20 protein-coding genes and 3 tRNA genes are annotated in these 19,611 nt (G+C 54.6%); 12 read left to right on the top strand and 11 right to left on the bottom strand.

All coding sequences use genetic code 11. From position 1 onward, the window contains the following. The first annotated feature begins 371 nt into the window (after window positions 1-371). From EHV07_RS02865 to EHV07_RS02875, 3 genes are read left to right on the top strand one after another with little or no spacing between them, the layout of a single operon-like run. Entirely contained in the window at window positions 372-1,760 is a 1,389-nt protein-coding gene (locus EHV07_RS02865) for an MFS transporter (protein WP_147194824.1), read from the top strand. 50 nt (window positions 1,761-1,810) lie between these two features. Further along, on the top strand, window positions 1,811-2,839 hold the full coding sequence (locus EHV07_RS02870) for a LacI family DNA-binding transcriptional regulator (RefSeq protein ID WP_147194827.1): 1,029 nt from the start codon (window positions 1,811-1,813) through the stop codon (window positions 2,837-2,839). A 7-nt stretch (window positions 2,840-2,846) separates the two neighbouring features. Further along, window positions 2,847-3,824 carry a nucleoside hydrolase gene (locus EHV07_RS02875; RefSeq protein ID WP_147194830.1) on the top strand — a complete coding sequence of 326 codons (978 nt, stop codon included), beginning with the start codon at window positions 2,847-2,849 and terminating at the stop codon, window positions 3,822-3,824. A 68-nt stretch (window positions 3,825-3,892) separates the two neighbouring features. On the opposite strand, the gene EHV07_RS02880 is transcribed toward EHV07_RS02875, so the two are convergent. The 4 genes from EHV07_RS02880 to EHV07_RS02895 all read right to left on the bottom strand — a co-directional run bounded on the left by EHV07_RS02880 (window position 3,893) and on the right by EHV07_RS02895 (window position 6,709). Then, window positions 3,893-4,231 carry a HigA family addiction module antitoxin gene (locus EHV07_RS02880; RefSeq protein ID WP_147200507.1) on the bottom strand — a complete coding sequence of 113 codons (339 nt, stop codon included), beginning with the start codon at window positions 4,229-4,231 and terminating at the stop codon, window positions 3,893-3,895. A gap of 81 nt (window positions 4,232-4,312) precedes the next feature. Beyond that, window positions 4,313-4,621 carry a type II toxin-antitoxin system RelE/ParE family toxin gene (locus EHV07_RS02885; protein ID WP_147194833.1) on the bottom strand — a complete coding sequence of 103 codons (309 nt, stop codon included), beginning with the start codon at window positions 4,619-4,621 and terminating at the stop codon, window positions 4,313-4,315. 80 nt (window positions 4,622-4,701) lie between these two features. After that, window positions 4,702-6,213: a PepSY domain-containing protein gene (locus tag EHV07_RS02890; RefSeq protein ID WP_147194836.1), complete on the bottom strand. Its 1,512-nt coding sequence runs from the start codon at window positions 6,211-6,213 to the stop codon at window positions 4,702-4,704. Between the two features lie 76 nt (window positions 6,214-6,289). Further along, window positions 6,290-6,709 carry a DUF2946 domain-containing protein gene (locus EHV07_RS02895; RefSeq protein WP_254446303.1) on the bottom strand — a complete coding sequence of 140 codons (420 nt, stop codon included), beginning with the start codon at window positions 6,707-6,709 and terminating at the stop codon, window positions 6,290-6,292. A 209-nt stretch (window positions 6,710-6,918) separates the two neighbouring features. Between EHV07_RS02895 and EHV07_RS02900 the strand changes: the two genes are divergently transcribed. Then, a complete protein-coding gene (locus EHV07_RS02900; RefSeq protein WP_147194839.1) occupies window positions 6,919-8,127 on the top strand; it encodes an MFS transporter in 1,209 nt (402 codons plus the stop codon). 43 nt (window positions 8,128-8,170) lie between these two features. Here EHV07_RS02900 and EHV07_RS02905 read toward each other — a convergent pair whose 3' ends face one another. The 3 genes from EHV07_RS02905 to EHV07_RS02915 all read right to left on the bottom strand — a co-directional run bounded on the left by EHV07_RS02905 (window position 8,171) and on the right by EHV07_RS02915 (window position 11,067). Beyond that, window positions 8,171-8,638, bottom strand: a complete 468-nt coding sequence (locus EHV07_RS02905; protein ID WP_147194842.1) for a YbaK/EbsC family protein — start codon at window positions 8,636-8,638, stop codon at window positions 8,171-8,173. Window positions 8,639-8,709: 71 nt separating this feature from the next. After that, window positions 8,710-9,504: a siderophore-iron reductase FhuF gene (fhuF, locus tag EHV07_RS02910; RefSeq protein WP_147194844.1), complete on the bottom strand. Its 795-nt coding sequence runs from the start codon at window positions 9,502-9,504 to the stop codon at window positions 8,710-8,712. Between the two features lie 465 nt (window positions 9,505-9,969). Continuing rightward, window positions 9,970-11,067, bottom strand: coding sequence for a GGDEF domain-containing protein (locus EHV07_RS02915; RefSeq protein WP_147194846.1), 1,098 nt, complete (start codon window positions 11,065-11,067; stop codon window positions 9,970-9,972). 261 nt (window positions 11,068-11,328) lie between these two features. On the opposite strand from EHV07_RS02915, the gene EHV07_RS02920 reads away from it, so the two are divergent. Next, complete coding sequence (locus EHV07_RS02920; RefSeq protein WP_147194849.1) at window positions 11,329-11,613, top strand: DUF1435 domain-containing protein; 285 nt, start codon at window positions 11,329-11,331, stop codon at window positions 11,611-11,613. A 167-nt stretch (window positions 11,614-11,780) separates the two neighbouring features. On the opposite strand, the gene EHV07_RS02925 is transcribed toward EHV07_RS02920, so the two are convergent. The 4 genes from EHV07_RS02925 to rsmC all read right to left on the bottom strand — a co-directional run bounded on the left by EHV07_RS02925 (window position 11,781) and on the right by rsmC (window position 13,312). Continuing rightward, a tRNA-Leu gene (locus tag EHV07_RS02925) sits at window positions 11,781-11,867 on the bottom strand. Window positions 11,868-11,900: 33 nt separating this feature from the next. Then, window positions 11,901-11,987: transfer RNA gene (locus EHV07_RS02930), tRNA-Leu, on the bottom strand. A gap of 31 nt (window positions 11,988-12,018) precedes the next feature. Beyond that, window positions 12,019-12,105 (bottom strand) — tRNA-Leu (locus EHV07_RS02935). A gap of 172 nt (window positions 12,106-12,277) precedes the next feature. Further along, the gene (gene rsmC / locus EHV07_RS02940; protein WP_147194852.1) at window positions 12,278-13,312 is read right to left on the bottom strand and encodes a 16S rRNA (guanine(1207)-N(2))-methyltransferase RsmC; all 1,035 of its coding nucleotides are present in this window, start codon (window positions 13,310-13,312) and stop codon (window positions 12,278-12,280) included. A gap of 192 nt (window positions 13,313-13,504) precedes the next feature. Between rsmC and EHV07_RS02945 the strand changes: the two genes are divergently transcribed. The 7 genes from EHV07_RS02945 (at window position 13,505) to EHV07_RS02975 (ending at window position 19,608) form a co-directional block, all read left to right on the top strand. Further along, entirely contained in the window at window positions 13,505-13,924 is a 420-nt protein-coding gene (locus EHV07_RS02945) for a DNA polymerase III subunit psi (RefSeq protein ID WP_147194854.1), read from the top strand. Next, window positions 13,887-14,327: a ribosomal protein S18-alanine N-acetyltransferase gene (gene rimI / locus EHV07_RS02950; RefSeq protein ID WP_147194857.1), complete on the top strand. Its 441-nt coding sequence runs from the start codon at window positions 13,887-13,889 to the stop codon at window positions 14,325-14,327. The genes EHV07_RS02945 and rimI overlap by 38 nt, the downstream gene beginning before the upstream one ends. Window positions 14,328-14,343: 16 nt before the next feature. Beyond that, on the top strand, window positions 14,344-15,024 hold the full coding sequence (yjjG, locus tag EHV07_RS02955) for a pyrimidine 5'-nucleotidase (protein WP_147194860.1): 681 nt from the start codon (window positions 14,344-14,346) through the stop codon (window positions 15,022-15,024). Between the two features lie 949 nt (window positions 15,025-15,973). Next, a complete protein-coding gene (locus EHV07_RS02960) occupies window positions 15,974-16,471 on the top strand; it encodes an SH3 domain-containing protein (protein ID WP_168199667.1) in 498 nt (165 codons plus the stop codon). A gap of 21 nt (window positions 16,472-16,492) precedes the next feature. After that, window positions 16,493-17,002, top strand: a complete 510-nt coding sequence (tssJ, locus tag EHV07_RS02965; protein ID WP_147194866.1) for a type VI secretion system lipoprotein TssJ — start codon at window positions 16,493-16,495, stop codon at window positions 17,000-17,002. Window positions 17,003-17,015: 13 nt separating this feature from the next. Further along, window positions 17,016-18,371, top strand: a complete 1,356-nt coding sequence (gene tssK, locus EHV07_RS02970; RefSeq protein WP_147194870.1) for a type VI secretion system baseplate subunit TssK — start codon at window positions 17,016-17,018, stop codon at window positions 18,369-18,371. A gap of 1 nt (window position 18,372) precedes the next feature. Next, the gene (locus EHV07_RS02975; protein ID WP_147194873.1) at window positions 18,373-19,608 is read left to right on the top strand and encodes a DotU family type VI secretion system protein; all 1,236 of its coding nucleotides are present in this window, start codon (window positions 18,373-18,375) and stop codon (window positions 19,606-19,608) included. The last annotated feature ends 3 nt before the right edge of the window (window positions 19,609-19,611 follow it).

Raw genomic sequence — 19,611 nt, forward strand, 5'->3', positions numbered from 1 at the left:
TATCATAAATGTCTGTTATATCAGCGAATGTCGGGTATGCTGGCGTAATGAATGTGAAATTAATCTAATTTATTTCTCAAGATTACTTGATTTATCTACGCGCGTAGATACAATGCATGCACGTCAAAAAATCACCGTGTCGATGCCTGTCAGCGCAGTGAAAGGTCAACTTTGTTTCCCGTATACATATGATTGGTTAATCAAAACCAACGGCCGGGAAGCTTACAGAACAGAGTCCAACACCAGGGAACCCGTTACTGACCTTTAACTATGGCTCAGCAAAAGAGCGTCCTCACTGATGCATTTCCCGGCGATCCGGGGGCGAGCCAGTGAAGGCGAAACAGACCTCTTAACATCAGGGATTTTTTTTCATGTCCACACCTCAAAGCATCCGGCCAGCGGCATCTTCTGCCTGTTCTGCCGCCGATGAACGTCTGGCCACCACGGAAGGGCGCAAGGATTTCTGGCGGGCGACCGTCTCTTGCTGGCTTGGCACGGCGATGGAGTATGCAGATTTTGCGTTGTACGGTCTCGCTGCCGGTATCATCTTTGGCGACGTTTTCTTTCCTGAAGCCACGCCTGCCATGGCGCTACTCTCCAGTTTTGCAACCTGGTCCGTTGGCTTTATCGCCCGGCCTATCGGCGCGCTGTTTTTCGGCTGGCTGGGCGATCGTAAAGGGCGTAAAGCGGTGATGATCACCACCATCATTCTGATGGGGGCTTCGACCACCTTAATTGGCCTGATCCCCAGCTATGCGTCAATTGGCGTGTGGGCACCGGCCTGTCTGGTGCTGTTGCGGTTTAGCCAGGGGTTTGGCGCGGGTGCCGAGTTGTCCGGTGGCACGGTGATGCTGGGAGAATATGCCCCTGCTGAGAAACGCGGGCTGGTATCGTCGATTATCGCGCTGGGATCGAACAGCGGCACGCTGTTGGCCTCGCTGGTCTGGCTGATCGTGGTACAGATGGATCCTCAGCAGTTGCAGGCGTGGGGCTGGCGAATCCCGTTCCTGTGCAGCTCGCTGATCGCGCTGGTTGCCTTGTGGATCCGCCGCCATTTGAAAGAAACCCCGGTGTTTGAGCGCAAAAATGCCGAGATGCAGGCGGTACGTGAAGGCAAGCTGGTGTCTTACCATCCGCAAGCGCCACGCAGCCTGTGGCAGCGTAGCCGGGCGTTTCTGGTGATGCTGGGTTTACGCATCGGCGAAAACGGGCCTTCCTACCTCGCGCAGGGCTTTATGATTGGTTATGTGGTCAAAGTATTAGCGGTAGATAAATCGGTCGCCACTACAGCGGTGCTGATCGCCTCGCTGCTGGGCTTCCTGATTATTCCTTTTGCTGGCTGGCTTTCCGACCGTTTCGGCCGTCGCATAACCTATCGCTGGTTCTGCTTGCTGTTAATTATCTATGCCTTCCCGGCCTTTATGCTGCTGGATTCTCGTGAGCCGATCGTGGTGATGGCAACCATTGTTGTCGGGATGGGGCTGGCCTCGCTGGGTATCTATGGCGTGCAGGCGGCCTGGGGCGTGGAGATGTTTGGCGTAAAACATCGCTACACTAAAATGGCAACGGCAAAAGAGCTGGGGTCAATTTTGTCTGGCGGTACCGCGCCGCTGGTAGCCGCCGCGCTGCTTTCCTGGACGGGTCACTGGTGGCCAATTGCCACCTATTTCGCGGTGATGGCGACAATTGGTTTCCTGACCACCTTTGTGGCACCGGAAACGCGAGGTCGCGATCTCAATGCCCCGGAAGATGCTATTTAAGCAGTAATGCGGACCGGGCTGCCGGTTCGCGCAATCAATGAGGTGAAACCTTGGCAAAAAACATTCATCGCGCCACCCGGGTCGATGTCGCCAGAGAGGCCGGAACCTCCGTAGCGGTGGTCAGCTACGTTATCAATAATGGCCCGAGGCCGGTAGCAGATGCGACCCGGCTTCGCGTGTTGGCAGCGGTACAAAAGACTGGCTATCGACCTAACAGCGTGGCGCGCGCCCTGGCTTCCGGCACCAGCAAAACCTACGGGCTGGTGGTGCCGAATATCGGCAACGCTTTTGTCGCTTCTTTCGCGCATGCTCTACAGCAGGAAGCGCTAAATAACGGCATGGTGATGCTGCTGGGCGACGCGGGCGACTGCCGCAAGCGCGAGCTGGAGCTGATTAACAACCTGCTCAGCCAGCAGGTAGACGGCCTGTTTTACAACAGCGTCGATCGTCATCCCTATATCGATGTTATTCAGGCCAGCGGCACGCCGCTGGTGATGCTTGACCGCGTCGATCCTGCTTTGAACGTCAATATCCTGCGTGTGGACGAGCGTGAAGCGGCGCACCAGGTAACGGCGCACTTGCTGAGTCACGGCTATCAGGACGTCGGCATCATCAGTGGGCCGCCGGAGATGTTCAACGCGCAGGATCGCCTCGCAGGTTGGCGACAGGCGTTGCAGGACTTTGGCGTGCGTGAGCGGGCAGAGTGGATTTTCCCGGCAGCCTATACCCGTGAAGGGGGTTATCACGCAGCAAAAGAAATGTTGCGGGGACCGCTGCCGCGTGCGCTATTTGCCTCTAACGAAATGCAGGCGATTGGGTGTATCCGTGCTCTGGCAGAACATCATATCGCTGTGCCGCAGCAGGTTGCACTGGTCTGTTTTAACGGCACGGATCAGGCGGCTTTTCACGTTCCCTCTTTAACGACAGTACGGCAACCGGTCGAAGCGATGGCAAAAGCGGCACTCGCGATGCTCGCGCAACCCGGAAATGAAGTGCACCTGAGCGAATTTTCTCACCAGCTACAGCTTGGCGAATCCTGTGGCTGTTTCCTTACCGCCAGCCGCGATGCGGCAAGTTAAGATAAAAATGAAAAGAGTCATTATTGATTGCGATCCGGGAAATGGGATTACCGGAGCGAACGTTGACGACGGTCTGGCGATAGCGCTGGCGCTCGGTTCACCGGGCCTTTCCGTCGAGCTGATTACCACCGTGGCAGGCAACACGCCCAGTGAAACGGGCTTTAACGTAGCGAAAGATTTGGTTGAGCAACTGGGACTGGATGTGCCGGTACGCAAAGGTGCTGACCGGGCGCTGGTTGAGCCGTCGGAGCCATGGCGGGAGGCGCTTGATAACCGGGTTCATCAGTCAAAGCTGGCGCATCTGTGGCAGGGCGTGCGTCAACCACAGGCGTACAGCGCGCCGGATGAAGAGGCGGCAGATGCCATCGGCAGGCTGATTTGCGCCAATCCGGGCAAGATAACGCTGGTGGCTATCGGGCCGCTGACCAACGTGGCGCGGGCGTTAGATCGTTATCCGCAGATGGCGGAAGCGGTGCAGGAAATCGCGATTATGGGCGGCGTTTTTGCGCTGGATGACTTTATTAAGGACACCAATTTTGGCCTCGATCCGGAAGCGGCGCAGCGTGTTCTGACCTGCGGTGCCACTATCACGCTGGTGCCGATGGATGTCACGACCCGGACGCTGATGACGCACCGCGACCTGGACAGGATCCAGAAGCTGGATACGCCGCTGGCGAAGTTTGTCTGTGAAACCTTCAGGCCGTGGCTCGACTATTCCATTCAGACGCGCAAGCTTCCGGGCTGCTGGATCCACGATGCGCTGGTCATTGCCTGGCTGATCAATCAGCAGGTGGCAACGGCGGCAGACTACTACGTGAATGTGGAACTGCGGCCCGGCATGACGCGCGGCAAGTCCTGGCGTTATCGGCTGCCGCTGCGGGTTGATATTGCCGTGGGTGAGACAACGGGCGGCATGGTACACGTGCTGAAAACGGTGGATAACAAACTGCTGCTGAACATGCTGGAACAGGCGTTAGCGAAGTGATTTTAAGGCCCGCGATGGCGGGCCTTAAGCTTGTTAACCGGTTGCTGGCGCGAAGATTACGTTAAGAATCAGGCTACCTTGTTCTTAGCGGCTCGCTGCGTAAGAAAACGTTCTAAAGAGGTTACGCGGCTCATCTCTTCCTGAGTGCGCGCATCGTTTTCCACTTCCCAAATATCCACGCTGTTTTGCAGGTTTAACCAAAATTCAACGCTGGTATCAAAGACCATAGCCAGTCTGAAAGCCATATCAGGCGTCAGTTTGCGGTTGTTATTCAGTAAAGCGCTGACCGAATTACGGTGTACATTGAGCATCTCTGCTAAGTCATTGATTTTTAGCGAAAGCGGTTCCAGGTATTCGTATAACAAAATATCGCCTGGGGTGGTGGGCTTACGTGTCGCTTGTTTCATCATAATTTTTCTCTTTTCATAATGCTTCGCCAACTTCACGCTTTTTAGAGCGTTACAGGGCGCATCTGTAAACTCTTCCACTCATTTGTGTTTTTTATAACTGTGCGGATCTAAATAAAGATCAATTGCTTTTCCTTCAATCCATTTGAAAATTAATCGGTATTGCTCATTGATGCGTATCGCAGAGTACTCACTCAGCGGAGGATGCAACTCTTCATATCGATTACCCGGTGGCGATCGTAAGTCCTTATACGTTGTCGCAGCATTTATCAGGTCCAGTTTGCGAGCTAATGCTGACTCCAGATTTGCCGGGATTTTTTTATGCGTTTTGCCATATAAAAAATAATCTTCAAGCCATTCATCCCTAAAATTTTCAATGTTTCTCAACATCTCAGTTCACGCCTCCGCTGCGTAATAATCGCACTACTTTATTGCACTCCCGCACTGTGCGCAAGTGCAATATAGTGAGATTAGTGTTTGGCGATCCTGATGGCTCGTTGCCAGCGCAGCGCATCAATCAGTACAAGTATTAGCAGGCTGACGCCCATTACCGGCAGGCTGAACGCCAGCGCGACGCTACAAACCAGCAGTAAAAACCTTGCGCTGAGAGAGAGCTGTCGCCAGCTGTGCAGCAGCGTATCCGCCGGATGAGGCCCGCTGCCTGCCGCAGGTCGTCGTTGCCACCACAGGCGATAACCCATCACGATCAGCAGGCACAGCCCCAGGCCAAAGGTGGCCAGCAGCAGCTGATTAGGCAGGCCAAACAGCACGCCCATGTGAGCATCCACCCCCCAGCGCGTCAGTTTTGCCAGCAACCCAAACCGGGCGAACTCAACCTTATCCACCACCGTAAAGTCATGCGGATCCACGGCTACGCTATCTACCTGCGTAGGCCAGCGGCGATCGATTTCACTGACTGTCCAGGCTTTGTCGGCCTGCCAGGCGGGACGGATTTCTATTTTTTCAGCGTCGATCCCGGCGCTGCGGGCCGCCTTTACCACGCCATTAAACTGCGCGGGCGTGATGGCGACCGTCGCGGCGGGCATTGGCCCGGTCATATGATGCTCCACATGCTCGTCGACAGGCACAGGATGCTCTGCATGCTTGTCGGCGGTCATATGATGCTCCGCATGTTCGTCGGCGGTCATATGATGCCCGGCATGTTCGCCAGACGTCGTCATTGCTGGCATCGCGTCCGTCATCGGCTGCATGACTGGCGGTGCCAGCGTCGTATTGACGGATGGCGTCATCCAGCCGAAATGCGCCCGCATCGACGAAATATTGTCTCCCGCCCAGCGCGACCAGGTCAGTCCGGTTGCCGAGAAAAACAGCAGGCCAGCCAGCAGCAGCAGGCCAAGGGTGATATGCCAGTGGCGCTGACGCTGGCCCGGCCCGGCTTTTCTTACCTTCTGCGATGAACGGCTGGCAGCCCAGAGCAGCACGCCACCCAACGCGGCAACCCACAGCCAGCTGGCGGCAAGTTCGCTGTAGTTTCTGCCGAGATCGCCCAGCAACAGGTTGCGGTGCAGATAATCCAGCCAGGTCCGTAACGGCAGCACGCCGCTGGTGCCATAAACCGGCAGCATGCCACGGATCTCAAGCGTGCCGGGATCGACAAACACCGCCGTCGATTCCGAAGGCCCGGATTCAGGCGTAATAAACATTACGCGGGTCGTCTCGCCGACGGCGGGTGCCGGGCGTACCGCTGAAATCCTGATGCCGGGACCCACAAAGTTTTGCGCCGTCCGCACCTGGTCGGCCAGTGATTTTGCGGGCACCTTGCTGGGTGTAAACAGCTGGTGGGCATACAGCGCGTTTTCCAGCTGCGGGGTCAGTACATATAAGGTGCCGGTCAGGGCGGCAATAAAGATAAAAGGGCCAATGAACAGGCCAATATAGAAGTGAAGACGACGTAGTAAGGGCAGAAGCGCGCTGCGGGTGTTTTCCACGCGCGCCGGCTGCGCCAGAATTTTTTCTGACATAGTCATTCCATCCGCCTGAAACCAGGCATAAGCAGGTGTTGGCCGCTATTGCGACGTAATTTTATGGTCCAGATGCTCAGAAAATGGGCGGGGCCCGGGGATGGAAAAAACGCGGCGCAAAGCGTGAGAAGAGGGGGCGAAGCAATGGCAGAGCGGGCTGCTTTGCCGCCTGAAGCACTGACCACAGCGGCGGCAGATTATTTAAATCCAACGGCAGATGCGCCAGCAGCACACAGTAGCCGCAGGCGCTGTCGTCCATCATCGACAGGGGATGGTGCGCCTGCATGCGGGCATGTTCCTGGGGCGACATCTCGGCCATTACGCAGTCTGCGTCATGATCGGCGGGCTGATGGCTCGCCATCATCATTGCGTGGCGGGCAGGGGAAGTCGTCAGCGATTTTGAAATCACCGGCGCGATAAACAGCAGCAGTATAGCGATCAGTCCCAGCCAGGCAGCAAAACGGCTGGGCGAACGGTGCATCTGAATCAGCGACAAGCCCAGGCTTCCTCGTCATTCACGAACGTCGCAGTGTAGCAAAGTTTCTGCGTGAGATCGGATTGTGAATTGAAACGCGTGCTTACATCCTGAATTGAAGACTGACAACTGCGTCCAAATCGCTACCTTATTACATGCTATAAACAAATACTTAACAAATACCGGTCTGCTTCGCAGACGCTTGCCTTCTGTAAGACAGGATAAACCCTATGTTCAACTGGACTTCAACCCAGCGCAATGTGGCTTTCGCCTGCTTTGCCAGCTGGATGCTGGACGCGTTCGACTTTTTTATACTGGTGTTCGTGCTGAGTGATATTGCCGCTAACTTTCATACTGAAATTTCCGACGTTTCGCTGGCGATTATGCTGACGCTGGCGGTCAGGCCGATAGGCGCACTGCTGTTTGGTCATCTTGCCGAAAAGTATGGCCGACGGCCGATTCTAATGGTGAATATCGTCACCTTTTCGCTGTTTGAATTACTGTCCGCCTGGTCGCCCACGCTGGCGACGTTTTTGGCTTTTCGCGTGGTCTACGGCATTGCGATGGGCGGTATCTGGGGCGTTGCGTCGTCGCTGGCGATGGAAACCATTCCCGATCGTTCACGCGGCATGATGTCCGGCATTTTTCAGGCCGGCTATCCGGCCGGTTATCTGCTGGCGTCGATCATCTTTGGGCTGTTTTACAGCATGGTTGGCTGGCGCGGCATGTTTTTAATCGGTGCTTTGCCGGTGCTGCTGCTGCCGTTTGTCTGGTTCAAAGTGCCGGAGTCACCGGTATGGCTGGCCGCCAGAGAACGAGGCGAGCGGGCATCGCTGCTGCCGGTATTACGCAGCCACTGGAAGCTTTGTCTCTGGCTGGTGTTGTTGATGGCCTGCTTTAACTTCTTCAGCCACGGCACTCAGGATCTCTACCCAACCTTCCTGAAAGTGCAGCACGGCTTCGATCCGCATACGGTCAGTATTATTGCCATTTGCTATAACATTGCGGCAATGCTGGGCGGGGTACTGTTTGGCACGCTGTCAGAGAAAATCGGCCGGAAAAAAGCGATTATCATCGCGGCGCTGCTGGCGTTGCCGGTGCTACCGCTGTGGGCGTTTTCAACCGGTTCGGTGACGATTGGGCTGGGCGCTTTCCTGATGCAGTTTATGGTGCAGGGCGCGTGGGGCGTGGTGCCGGGCTATCTGACTGAGTTAGTGCCTGCCAATACGCGAGCGGTGCTGCCGGGATTCGTTTATCAGCTGGGAAATCTGATTGCGTCGGTCAACGCCACGTTGCAGTCGCGCATTGCAGAAAGCCATGGCAATAACTATGGGCTGGCGATGGCGATAGTGGCAGGTACGGTTGCGGTATTGATTTGCGTGCTTGTCGCTTTCGGACGCGAAACGCGGGGAATCGAACTGACCGCCCGCAACAAGTAGGTTATTCAGGGCGGCTGGCAAATGCGCCCTGAATCCGACGCCCTTATTCAGGCAGCTGACAGACATCTACCCAGGTTGCTTCAGTCAGCTCTGCCATCAACGCTGGCGCGATGCGTACCGCGCTAAAAATTGAACCGGCGGCGGGCAACACCTCTGCGAAATCTTTTAGCGATACGTCGCAAAAAACCTGCAAAGGCGTTTCCAACCCGAAAGGGCAGACGCCGCCCACCGGGTGACCGGTCCAGCTCACCACTTCGTCGGTGCTGAGCATGCGTGCTTTTGCGCCCAGCATGGCTTTCAGTTTGCGGTTATCAAGGCGCGCATCGCCGCGTGTCACAATCAGCACAACCCGATCTTTCACCTTCAGCGAGAGCGTTTTCGCTATCTGGCCGGGCTTAACGTGATGGGCGCGGGCGGCCAGCTCAACGGTGGCGGTGCTTTCGGCCAGCTCAATAATACCAATATCAGGTGCGCGCTCGGCAAAAAACTGCCGTACAGACTCCAGGCTCATGCTTATCTCCCTCATTTTGAGGCGATAACGCTGCCACAGAGAAGCCGGGCTGTAAACGGATGGAGAAAAAATCAGACAGGTTTCAGCGTACAGTTGCCGCAGCGTTCTACATCCGGCAGACGATAGCGCTGGCAACAGGTGCGGCGCTGCATTTCACCGTCGCGCGGCAACATGGTGCGGTAGAAGGGATTATCAGAACCGTCGAGCAGCGAGCGGCTAAAGAAAAGAGCGTGTTCCAACTCTGCACGCAGCGCTTCACCCAACAGCGGTGCGAGTTCGCCCAGGAACCACCAGACGGCAAAGCCGCTGTTGCTCCAGATCAGTTTGCCGTTGATGTCGCCGTGGCGCTCAATGCCCTCAACTGCCGGAATAAGATGCTGCTGGATCAGGCGATCCATGCGGCGGCGCGGGCTGAGATAACGTGCCTCTTCATCTTCACGCGCGTCAATCCAGAAAGCCGCAGGGCGGCCGGTTTCGTGGAATTCAACGTGAATATGCTCTGGCGAACAGTCCAGCGCACGATTTTCCAGCAGCAGCGCCATCATCATTGGCGGCAGGAGCAGGCCGAAATACCATTGTGCCCAGAGCGACTGCAAGGGTTTGTTCTCACGCGCCAGTCCGCCGTTATCACGATAGATAAAATCGCCGTAGCGCTGATTCAGGCGCGCAAAGTTTTCCGGTTGCGACCAGCGTTTCAGCGTCATACAGCCAGCCGGCGCTTCGCCGCCCAGCTTGATGGTATCGAGGAAATAAGCACGATGCTCACTGAGCAAATCGCGCAGCGAGCTCGCCAGTGAGCGATCGCTTTGCAGGAAGATCAGCGGGTAAGAGCCATACTCAGATGCCTGACGCAAAATGGTGCTCATGAGGGGTTCCGCAATAAACCAAACAGGAAAACAAATGATAATCGTTCTTGATTGTATCTGAGGGGGATTGTGCAAACAAGCAGCATTTTGTGCGTTTAACAGCGGGCATGGCATAATCTAAAAGCCATAATAACAACAGGGAATAATCATGCTGTTTTAATGGAATTTAACGGTATTTAATCCATTTTCCGGGCTGACAGGCAATTTGTTGGAAAAGGTTTATTCTCAGGTAGCTAAAATTATCGCGGCATAAATCACTATTTAAGCAAAATTTGCTGTTAGCAATGCTGGCAATTATTGGTGCCAGGCATGTTCGCCTTACTGGCCGAATTTAATCTGCAACAGAGCATATTTACAGTTCGCAATTTAAAATAAGTCAAATAATACCTCGAAGGAAAAAAGAGGGGGGATAATAGCGGGGTATCAGGCGAGAACAGGCCCGGCTTCGCGCCGGGCCAGGCAATATTATGGCCCGTCGACAGTCTTACTAAGATCGCTCTGCGAAATAGCTGCATGAGAAAGAATATTATTTCGACCGCGGTTTTTGGCCAGATAAAGCGCGCGATCGGCATTGGTCAGTGCGCTGTCAAAATCATCCGCATGCAGGGGGGCAAAACCCGCGCTGATCGTCACGTGCGTCGCCACTCGCTCATTAAAAAGATGAGGAATGGACAATTCCTGCACGTACTGGCGGATGCGTTCAGCGAGCTTCATGGCAATCGACTCGTTCACATTAGTGAGTAAAACCAGAAACTCTTCGCCACCGTAGCGCGTCACAATATCGCGGGAGCGGACAGCGTCACGAATGGCCACCGAAACCCTGGCCAGCGCCTGATCGCCCATGGCATGGCCGTAGTTGTCGTTATAGGCTTTGAAATGATCGATATCCAGCAGCAGCAGAAAGTGGCTGCCGGCGTGGTTGTCGAGGATATTCTTCAGGCGGCTTGCCAGGCCACGCCGGTTATACAGGCCGGTCAGCGGGTCAAGCATGCTCAGGTCGCTGTAGGTCTGTTTCTCTTCGTACAGCTGGCTCACCAGCCGACGGGTAAAGCGGTCGCGACGCTGCTGCATCAGGTGGTGCAGCGTAAAACCGGTCAGGGGCAGGATAATGGTGAACAGCAGCAGCAGCGTGTTCTCACCACGATCCAGCACAAGCACCGCCAGCGTTGGCGGGGCGATATGCAGGCAGAACGCCAGCAGATGATCGCCCAGCGCAATGGCGCTGATAAAAAAGACGCTGACCAGGCTGATAATCAAAAAGCTGCTGTCATAATAAAAGACAAGTTGATACTTAAATACAATTTGCCAACTCCAGAGTAAACCGGTTATTGCCGCAGCGATATTTAAGGGTGGAAATTTGCGTCCGGGACGTAACAGCATCCATAACAATATTGTCACACTCAATAGTGCAATCACCAGCAGCGGCGGCGTGAATAAAAAAGGCGGGTTTTCCTCGTTATGATATAAATAAAAGAGCGATGTGGCTGTGTTTAAAAAAAGAAATAGCATCAGCGACAGCCGATGCTTGCTGCGAAGCAATTCATCATAGCTTTGTAATTTCATTATTTTTTACTCATGACTACCCTGTGAATATTCCCTGACGCAACCTGAAAGGCTGGCCTGATTTCAACCTGGAATAGTTTGAAGCTGATATTATTTGAATTTACTTAATAGTCGAACGCGGGCAATTTATCACTTTATGCCCTCACTGTCATCATCGAGTGTAAAGATTACGCAAAGCGCCAGCAAATTTAGCTGCAAAGTGATAAGGATTCTTATATGCTATTGGTAATCATTATCATTTAAAAAGGTGTGGATACGGCGATGCTGATAGCAATGATCACCGCGTGCGGACTGTGGGGGATAAGCTGGATGTTAAATAAACGACTGGATAGCGGATGGGGTGTCTTGCTTCCCTGCGCGATAATGCCACTGATTACGCTGCTGCACCTCTCCTTTGCCGAATGGCGGGTGGTGATGGTCATTGCCCTGTTGGCCACGGCGGTCATGCTTTACCACAAACGTCTGCGCCATTATCTGCTGCTGCCTTCCTGCCTTGCACTGGCGGGCGGCATGGCGGCGGTTTCCATTAACTTCGGCACGCTATAACCGGTTCGGATTGATAAACGGAACGGTTCTGTAAAGATAAGCGGGATCGTGCGAATAAAAGCGTAAAAGCAGGGAAGTTTAAGAAGGTAAAACGAATTAATATTGCAGGAAAATCAGACTATTGCGGGAAAAACCGAGGGCATTGCAGTAAAAGCGGAGGTTCAACGTGGTGCGAAGAGAGGGACTTGAACCCTCACGTCCGTAAGAACACTAACACCTGAAGCTAGCGCGTCTACCAATTCCGCCACCTTCGCATCGTGTTGAACTTTCTATTCATATCATCGCATTGGTGCGAAGAGAGGGACTTGAACCCTCACGTCCGTAAGAACACTAACACCTGAAGCTAGCGCGTCTACCAATTCCGCCACCTTCGCGCAGTGCGCATAACATGAATAACGTGGTTTTTGGTGCGAAGAGAGGGACTTGAACCCTCACGTCCGTTAAGACACTAACACCTGAAGCTAGCGCGTCTACCAATTCCGCCACCTTCGCGTACCGTCAATATGACAACGTTATATTGCAACCACGGAGGCGCATTCTAGAGATTTTCCCCGGTACGTCAACAGTTATTTAACTGCCGCAATACGATCGCTGTAAAAAGCGCCACAAATCGCGCGATGGCTGACAACGTGCAGGTTCAGGGAGCATAAGCGCTCCCTGCTATTTAACGTTTTGCTTTCGCCGCCCGGGAATGCACGGCGCGGTAAACCTTGAAGCGGCCGTTCTGCGCCAGCACTTCGTGGTTGCCGAACGTCTCGTCCAGCACCTGTGCGTAAGGCAGGAAGGCGTTTGCCACGATGCGCAGCTCGCCGCCCATGTTCAGATGCTTAACCGCGCCGCGGATCAGCGTTTGAGCTGCATCCAGGCTGGTTTGCAGGCCGTCGTGGAACGGCGGGTTGGAGAGGATCATGTCGAAGCGACCGTTCACGTCGGAATAGACGTTACTTGGGTAAACGTCGCCTTCCAGATTGTTTGCCGCCAGCGTGGCCTTGCTTGCTTCTATCGCCGCCGCGTTAACGTCGGTCATCGTCAGACGGACTTTGGGTGAAAAACGGGAAAGCATCACAGAAAGCACGCCCGCGCCACAGCCCACATCCAGCACTTTACCTTTCGTGTGCGGCTGTAGCGTGGAAAGCAGCAGGTTACTGCCCGTATCCAGACCGTCACGGCTGAACACGCCCGGCAGCGTTTTGATGGTCAAATCGCCCAGCGGATATTCATTCCAGTATGCTTCTGCATCAAAGGACGGTTTTGCCTCAAGGCGGCCATGATATAAACCGCAGCGACGCGCGCTGTCGATTTTGGTCAGCTGCGCCCATTCTTCTACCATCTGTTCTGCGCTACGCACGCCGCTGCGGTTTTCACCGACGATAAACAGATCGCTGCCAACGGGCAGCAAAGAAAGCAGATTTTCCAGCTGGAACTGGGCTTCTGGCTTGTTCTTCGGCCAGAAGTAGATCAGCGTATCGCAGTCGGCAACCATTTCTGCCGTCGCCACCAGACCATAGCTGGCGTTTTCCGCCAGCGTACGGCTGAGGATCTGCCAGTGATGAAACTGCTGGGTATGTACCCGGCTCAGCGCGGTATCCAGTTGGGCGGGCAGGTCATCCTGCAGGTCGCCAGCAAACAGTACGCGGCGTTGAGTAAATTCATCACTGTGGCGCAGTATAACTTCACTGGCCGGGGTAAATGCAGACATCGGTGGCTCCTCATAAATCAGAGCGGCGATTATACCGAAATTTATCGGCGTTGCAGCATGACAGCGAGAGAATGCTTTTTGCGCACTGTCGCCGCCCGCTGTAAGCGCGCCTTGGGTGCGGGGTTTGTTGGCGCGGATGCCATTGGTTTGCTAGCATAGCCCGCATCTTGGGCGACCAGACGGGGAATAAAGATGTCTTCCAGACGTGACTGGTTATTACAGCAAATGGGTATTACGCAGTATACGCTGCGGCGTCCGGGTGCTTTACACGGTGAAATAGCCGTATCGCTTAGTGGGCAGACTCGCCTGCTGATCGTGGCCGATGTGCCGCCTTTGTTAACCGATCCTTTCATCAGCGATGTGCTCTCTGCCATGCAGATGCGCACGCATGAAGTGGTGGTCCTTACGCCGGAACAGTTAATGATGCTGCCTGACGACACCCGCTGCACCAGCTGGTGCCTGGGGTTGGACGCACCCATTAACGTGCCTGGTTCACAAATCGCTTCGCCCGTTCTTGCGGAGCTTTACCATAATGCCAGCGCCAAACGCGCGTTGTGGCAGCAGATCACCCACTATGAAGCAGATTTCTTTACTGACACCGCAAGACCTTGACCGCGCTTTTGCCATTGAGCAGCGCAGCCATGCTTTTCCCTGGAGTGAAAAAACGCTGGTCAGCAATCAGGGCGAACGTTACCTCAACTACCGGCTTGATGTCGGTGAACAGATGGCGGCCTTTGCCATTACGCAAGTGGTGCTCGACGAAGCGACGCTGTTCAATCTGGCCGTCGATCCGGCTTTTCAGCGTCAGGGGCTGGGCCGGGAACTGCTGCAACATCTGATTAGCGAACTGGAAGCACGCGGCATTCTGACGTTATGGCTGGAGGTTCGCGCCTCGAATCGCCCGGCTATTGCGCTGTATGAACAGCTCGATTTCAATGAAGTCTCGGTGCGCCGCAACTATTACCCAACCGCAGATGGCAAAGAAGATGCCATCATTATGGCGCTGACGATTTAACAAGGGCTTTTGAACAATGCTTAAAGACTGGGACTGGATCTTATTCGACGCGGACGACACGCTGTTTCACTTTGACGCCTTCGCAGGTCTTCAGCGTCTTTTTCAGCAGTACGACGTGCATTTTACAGCAGAAGATTACGACACTTACCAGTCGGTTAACAAACCGCTGTGGGTGGAATATCAGAATGGCGCCATCAGTGCGATGCAGCTGCAACACCAGCGTTTTCAGGGCTGGGCCGATAAACTCAACGTGACGCCGCTGGATTTGAACAATGGCTTTTTACGTGCGATGGCCGAGCTGTGCCTGCCGCTGACGGGCGCAGTCAATCTACTCAATGCGCTGAAAGGGCGCGTGAAGATAGGGATTATCACCAACGGTTTCACCGCGCTGCAACAGACGCGCCTGGAACGTACGGGTTTTCTGGAGTATTTCGATCTGCTGGTGATTTCTGAACAGGTGGGGTACGCCAAGCCGCATCCGGCGATCTTCGATTATGCGCTGGAGAAAATGGGCAATCCCTCCCGCCAGCGCGTAATGATGGTAGGCGACAACCCGGACTCGGATATCTTAGGCGGCATCAACTCAGGATTAGCCACTTGCTGGCTAAACGCGGATAACCGCCCGCTGCCTGATGGCATCAGCCCGGACTGGCAGGTAAGCACGCTCGCCGAACTGCAAGAGATTCTGATCGCTTAAGTGTACATTTTGCCAGGTAAAACGCACATAAAGCTAAATTTTTAGCAGCATATTGTTCGTTATGCTCTCAGGGGCATTTCGAGCAATATAATCCACTGAATTTTCCCGTCACCAAAAACCCTTTCCCATTTCTGTTACAACTCAGGTCCATTAACTAACATTGTTATATAATATTTAGTTATTACATATCTTAATTTTAATAACCAGTTTAAATAAACTGGCTGAGTTTTAAGCAATAAATGCAGGATAGTCCTGGTAAATGCGTGCCATTTATGCAGAATTTACTTTATTTTTTTAACATTAGTAAGGCTAATGTTTTCAAATGTAAATGCGAATCGTTGAATAATTGGAAGGACACTGTAAACTTGCCGAAAAAAAGGGTTAAAACTGTACTTTCGGTCAGGGATGGATTGCGATTGCACCATCTCGTGCGGTAGCTATGGTATCGGTTTCTAAGCAGTAACTGCCTGTATTTGCGCTGTTAAGATGTCATGTAACACAGAGTGACTGATTTTCAGCTGGCAACTCCCCCCGAAAAAAATTACCCCTGAAATAATTGTATTTAGCAATAATTGTACTACTTTAGCGCTCAAAGAAAGGCTGCGAAGCTATCGGTAGTGCATGCAGCGGTAAATAAATTGCTATAACAGTATCAATTTTGCCCCCGGTTACTTCACAATTATCCGGCTAATCGTGATGCTGCGGCGAATTTTTGTTAATAAAAATGCGCAATCTGTGTGGCCCGAAGGCGATGGCCTTTGTGGGCACAGTCGTTTTGACTGTTTTTTATTCTGGTACGGCCAGGGTGTTACAGAATCCGATCCCGCTCCGCCATTCAACGCGCCTTTTTTGAAAAAAATCGCCTCGTGCAGCACGGTAAGGCGGTATAAGATTAAACATTTCCAGCCCCTAAAACGTCTTTTTAAACAAAAACTTCATGAGGAATATGGTGAAAATTCGAATTGCATTAAGCCTGCTTTTTGTTTTGACGGTTGCCGGATGTAAAGCCCCACCGCCACCGATGACGGACGACACAATCGTTTCCACCACCGTTGATGGCGTCAAACTGACCTATCGTCATGCGGTACAGCCGCCGCTAAGCTTCACGCCGGTCAACGAAGAGTACCGCGCCCTGTACGCCGCTTCTGTTATGACGCGTCCTGACTTTGGCGGCAAGCTGGTGACGAACCTGGAAAACGGCAAGCCTTATACCGTGCTGGGTACGGTTGAAAACAACTGGTTTGCTATCGCTGAACAGGGCGAAGAGCAGATGATCGGTTATGTGCCGCTGCGCGCCGTGGTTAAAAGCGATCTCTACGACAAAACGATCAAAGCCGACTCCCGCCGTAAACGCGTTCGTGCAAGCACTAAAAAAACCTGCGTCGCCGTAGATGGCGCCAGCAAAGCCTGCCAGAACAACACCAGCGGGACCTGGGTCATCGACTGATAACGGGCCAGTGGCCACATTATGAAAAAATGTCTTTTTTGGCGCCTGAGTATTCAGGCGTTTTTCCTGATGGCATTCAGCGTGCTGACGGGCTGCACTTCACACAGCGTACCAACTCACTACAGCCTGGCGTTTCAGAGCCATCCGCAGACCAATAATGCCGCGCCGCTTAAGGTTCGTTTATTGCTGCTTCGCTCCGACGCCGATTTTATGTCTGCCGATTTTTATTCGCTGCAAAACAGCACGGCGGCCCTGCTGGGCGGCAATCTGCTCTACAGCGAACAATTCTTCCTGATGCCCACAAACAGCAGCAAAACCGTTACCGTGCCCGCCGCGCCAGAGGCCCGCTATATCGGCATTCTGGCCGAATATCAGACCCTGGATGGCAAAAAATGGCGCCTCTCGCTGCCGCTGTCCGCCACGGGTAGCAGCACGCCCGAAGCCATCTGGCAAGCGTCGTCGGATGAACTGAAGGTCAATATCAGCGCTGACGCCGGCGGCTTGCGTGTCGTTCGCGCCTCCCTGCCATAAAACGGAAGTCATTATGAATAAAGCAGAAAAAGTGGTCTGGACCGAAGGCATGTTCCTGCGCCCGCACCATTTCCAGCAGGCAGAAAGCCATCTGCAAAGTACGCTCATCAACTGGGGAATGACCCAGCGTCCGTACCTGTGGGGCTTTTTAGATTTTGAAATTGATGAAGGGATGCTTCGTCAGGGAAAAGTCGCGCTCAGTTCGGCGAGCGGGCTGCTGCCAGACGGCACTTTTTTCTCTTTTCGTGATGGCCGCAATGGCCCTGCACCGCTGGCGATCCCTGATAATCAGAACAATGAAAAAGTGGTGCTGGCGCTGCCTGCACGGCGTAACGGTCGCGAAGAGGTCATCTTCAGCGAAGCCGTGGACTCGCTGGCGCGTTATGTCACCTTTGAGCAGGAAGTGGATGACTTTAATGCCGACGCGGTCAGCCCGGCTGCCGTACAGTTTGGTAAGTTGCGCCTGCGCCTGATGCTGGAAAGTGAACTTTCCGCAGAGTGGACGGCGATGGCTGCCGTCAGAGTGGTGGAAAAGCGTAGCGATAATCAGGTACGTCTGGACAGCAGCTATATTCCGCCGATGCTCAACTGCATTGCGCATCCGCAGCTGTACGACTACCTCAGCGACATGCCGGGCCTGTTGAAACAGCGCAGCCAGCAGATTGGGCAGCGGCTCCAGCAGCCGGGCCGTTTTAACACCGCTGATATGGTCGATTTTATGCTGCTGGCGCTGGTGAATCATCACCTTGGCCACGCCAGCCATCTGAAAAATCTGCCGCTGCTGCACCCTGAAGCGCTATTCGCCAACTGGCTGGCGTTTGCCTGCGAGCTCAGCAGCTATACGCCACAGCGTTTCCCGGATGCCACGCTGCCGGTCTACGACCATGACGATCTGGCATGGTGCTTTGGCAAACTGATGCTGATGCTGCGTCAGGGGCTGTCGCAGGTGCTGGAAGAGAACGCCATCCAGTTGCCGTTAACCGAGCGCTCTCACGGACTGAACGTTGCCACGGTGCCGGATACCTCCATGGTGCGCGAGTTCGGCTTTGTGCTGGCCGTTCGCGCCAACGTGCCGGGCGAAGCGCTGCTGACCCATTTCCCGGCGCAGATGAAAGTCGCGCCCGTGACCAAAATTCGCGATCTGGTGCAGCTTCAGCTGCCCGGCATGGTGCTGCGCGCAATGCCTGTCGCCCCGCCGCAAATTCCGTGGCACGCCGGTTACAGCTACTTTGAGCTGTCGAAAGAGAGCGAGCTGTGGCAGGAGATGGAAAAATCCGGCACGTTCGCGCTTCATCTCGCCGGTGAATTCCCCGGCCTGACGATGGAGTTCTGGGCGATTCGTAGTCATTCAGCTGGCCTGGAGCGATAATATGCAGGAACGACAGGCCACCGCCCAGAGCGACCTCTTTTCGGGCGCGGGCAGTAACAATCCGCTGGTTGCGGCGGCAAATCCCTTACTGAACGCCATCCCTCAAATCCGCCATTCGGTGACGCACGCCGATCCCGCCGGTTTACGCCAGCGGTTAATCGACGAGATGCGCCAGTTTGAAATGAACTGCCAGCGCGCCGGGCTACCCTATGAAGTGATTATCGGCGCACGTTACTGCCTGTGTACCGCGCTGGACGAAGCCGCCGCGCTAACGCCGTGGGGCAGCCGTGGCGTCTGGCCGGGGCAGGGGCTACTGGTCACCTTCCATAACGAAACCTGGGGCGGCGAGAAGTTTTTCCAGCTGCTGGCCAAGCTGTCGCAGAACCCTCGCGAACAGATTGTGCTGCTGGAGCTGATCAACTTCTGCCTGCAACTCGGTTTTGAAGGGCGCTACCGCGTACTGGACAACGGTCGTTCGCAGCTGGAAACCATCAAGCAGCGCCTGTTGCAGATGATCCGTTCAGTGCGTGGCGGCTATGCACCGCCGCTTTCGCCCCATCCGGAAGATCATCCGGTGACGCGCAAATTGTGGCGTCCGGTCGTGCCGCTGTGGGCCTGTACCGCGCTGGTCGGTTTCCTCGCCTGTCTGCTCTATATCCTGCTTAACTGGCGGCTGGGCGATGCCACCAGCCCGGTGCTGGCGGCGGTGTATCAAACGCCGCTGCCGGAAGTGACGATTCACAATCCGGCACCGCCTGCGCCAGCCGCGCTAAACCTGAAAGCGTTCCTGCGTCCTGAAATTGAACAGGGGCTGGTTTCGGTGAAAGACGAAGCGGATCAGAGCGTGGTGACGCTGAAAGGCGACGGCCTGTTTACCTCGGGTTCCACCGCCGTGCGTGGGCGCTACGAAGAGGTGTTGGATCGCGTTGCCCAGGCCATGAACAACGTCAGCGGCCGCATCCTGGTGATTGGCTACAGCGATAACGTGCCGATCCGCAGCGCGCGTTTTGCTTCGAACTACGAGCTGTCACTGGCGCGAGCGCAGTCCGTTCAGGAACGGTTGCAGCAGAGTTTAGGTCAGCCGCAACGCGTGAAGGCGGAAGGGCGGGGCGAAACCAATCCGCTGGTGCCGAACACCACCGCAGAGAACCGCGCGCGTAACCGTCGTGTTGATATTACGCTGTTGGTCGCACCCGACAGCACCCGCGCGGAACTGACGTCGCAGCAAGGAAATTAACGG

The sequence above is a fragment of the Pantoea sp. CCBC3-3-1 genome (assembly GCF_007981265.1).
Taxonomy (GTDB): Bacteria; Pseudomonadota; Gammaproteobacteria; order Enterobacterales; family Enterobacteriaceae; genus Erwinia.

What these genes read in the sequence shown, in the direction of transcription:
- EHV07_RS02900 (WP_147194839.1), top strand. Translation starts at nt 6,919, where the DNA reads ATGTTCAACTGGACTTCAACCCAGCGCAATGTGGCTTTCGCCTGCTTT.
- EHV07_RS02880 (WP_147200507.1), bottom strand. Translation starts at nt 4,231, where the DNA reads ATGAAACAAGCGACACGTAAGCCCACCACCCCAGGCGATATTTTGTTA.
- tssK (WP_147194870.1), top strand. Translation starts at nt 17,016, where the DNA reads ATGAATAAAGCAGAAAAAGTGGTCTGGACCGAAGGCATGTTCCTGCGC.
- EHV07_RS02920 (WP_147194849.1), top strand. Translation starts at nt 11,329, where the DNA reads ATGCTGATAGCAATGATCACCGCGTGCGGACTGTGGGGGATAAGCTGG.
- tssJ (WP_147194866.1), top strand. Translation starts at nt 16,493, where the DNA reads ATGAAAAAATGTCTTTTTTGGCGCCTGAGTATTCAGGCGTTTTTCCTG.
- EHV07_RS02975 (WP_147194873.1), top strand. Translation starts at nt 18,373, where the DNA reads ATGCAGGAACGACAGGCCACCGCCCAGAGCGACCTCTTTTCGGGCGCG.
- EHV07_RS02945 (WP_147194854.1), top strand. Translation starts at nt 13,505, where the DNA reads ATGTCTTCCAGACGTGACTGGTTATTACAGCAAATGGGTATTACGCAG.
- yjjG (WP_147194860.1), top strand. Translation starts at nt 14,344, where the DNA reads ATGCTTAAAGACTGGGACTGGATCTTATTCGACGCGGACGACACGCTG.
- EHV07_RS02890 (WP_147194836.1), bottom strand. Translation starts at nt 6,213, where the DNA reads ATGTCAGAAAAAATTCTGGCGCAGCCGGCGCGCGTGGAAAACACCCGC.
- EHV07_RS02875 (WP_147194830.1), top strand. Translation starts at nt 2,847, where the DNA reads ATGAAAAGAGTCATTATTGATTGCGATCCGGGAAATGGGATTACCGGA.
- EHV07_RS02905 (WP_147194842.1), bottom strand. Translation starts at nt 8,638, where the DNA reads ATGAGCCTGGAGTCTGTACGGCAGTTTTTTGCCGAGCGCGCACCTGAT.
- EHV07_RS02885 (WP_147194833.1), bottom strand. Translation starts at nt 4,621, where the DNA reads ATGTTGAGAAACATTGAAAATTTTAGGGATGAATGGCTTGAAGATTAT.
- rsmC (WP_147194852.1), bottom strand. Translation starts at nt 13,312, where the DNA reads ATGTCTGCATTTACCCCGGCCAGTGAAGTTATACTGCGCCACAGTGAT.
- fhuF (WP_147194844.1), bottom strand. Translation starts at nt 9,504, where the DNA reads ATGAGCACCATTTTGCGTCAGGCATCTGAGTATGGCTCTTACCCGCTG.
- EHV07_RS02865 (WP_147194824.1), top strand. Translation starts at nt 372, where the DNA reads ATGTCCACACCTCAAAGCATCCGGCCAGCGGCATCTTCTGCCTGTTCT.
- EHV07_RS02915 (WP_147194846.1), bottom strand. Translation starts at nt 11,067, where the DNA reads ATGAAATTACAAAGCTATGATGAATTGCTTCGCAGCAAGCATCGGCTG.
- rimI (WP_147194857.1), top strand. Translation starts at nt 13,887, where the DNA reads ATGAAGCAGATTTCTTTACTGACACCGCAAGACCTTGACCGCGCTTTT.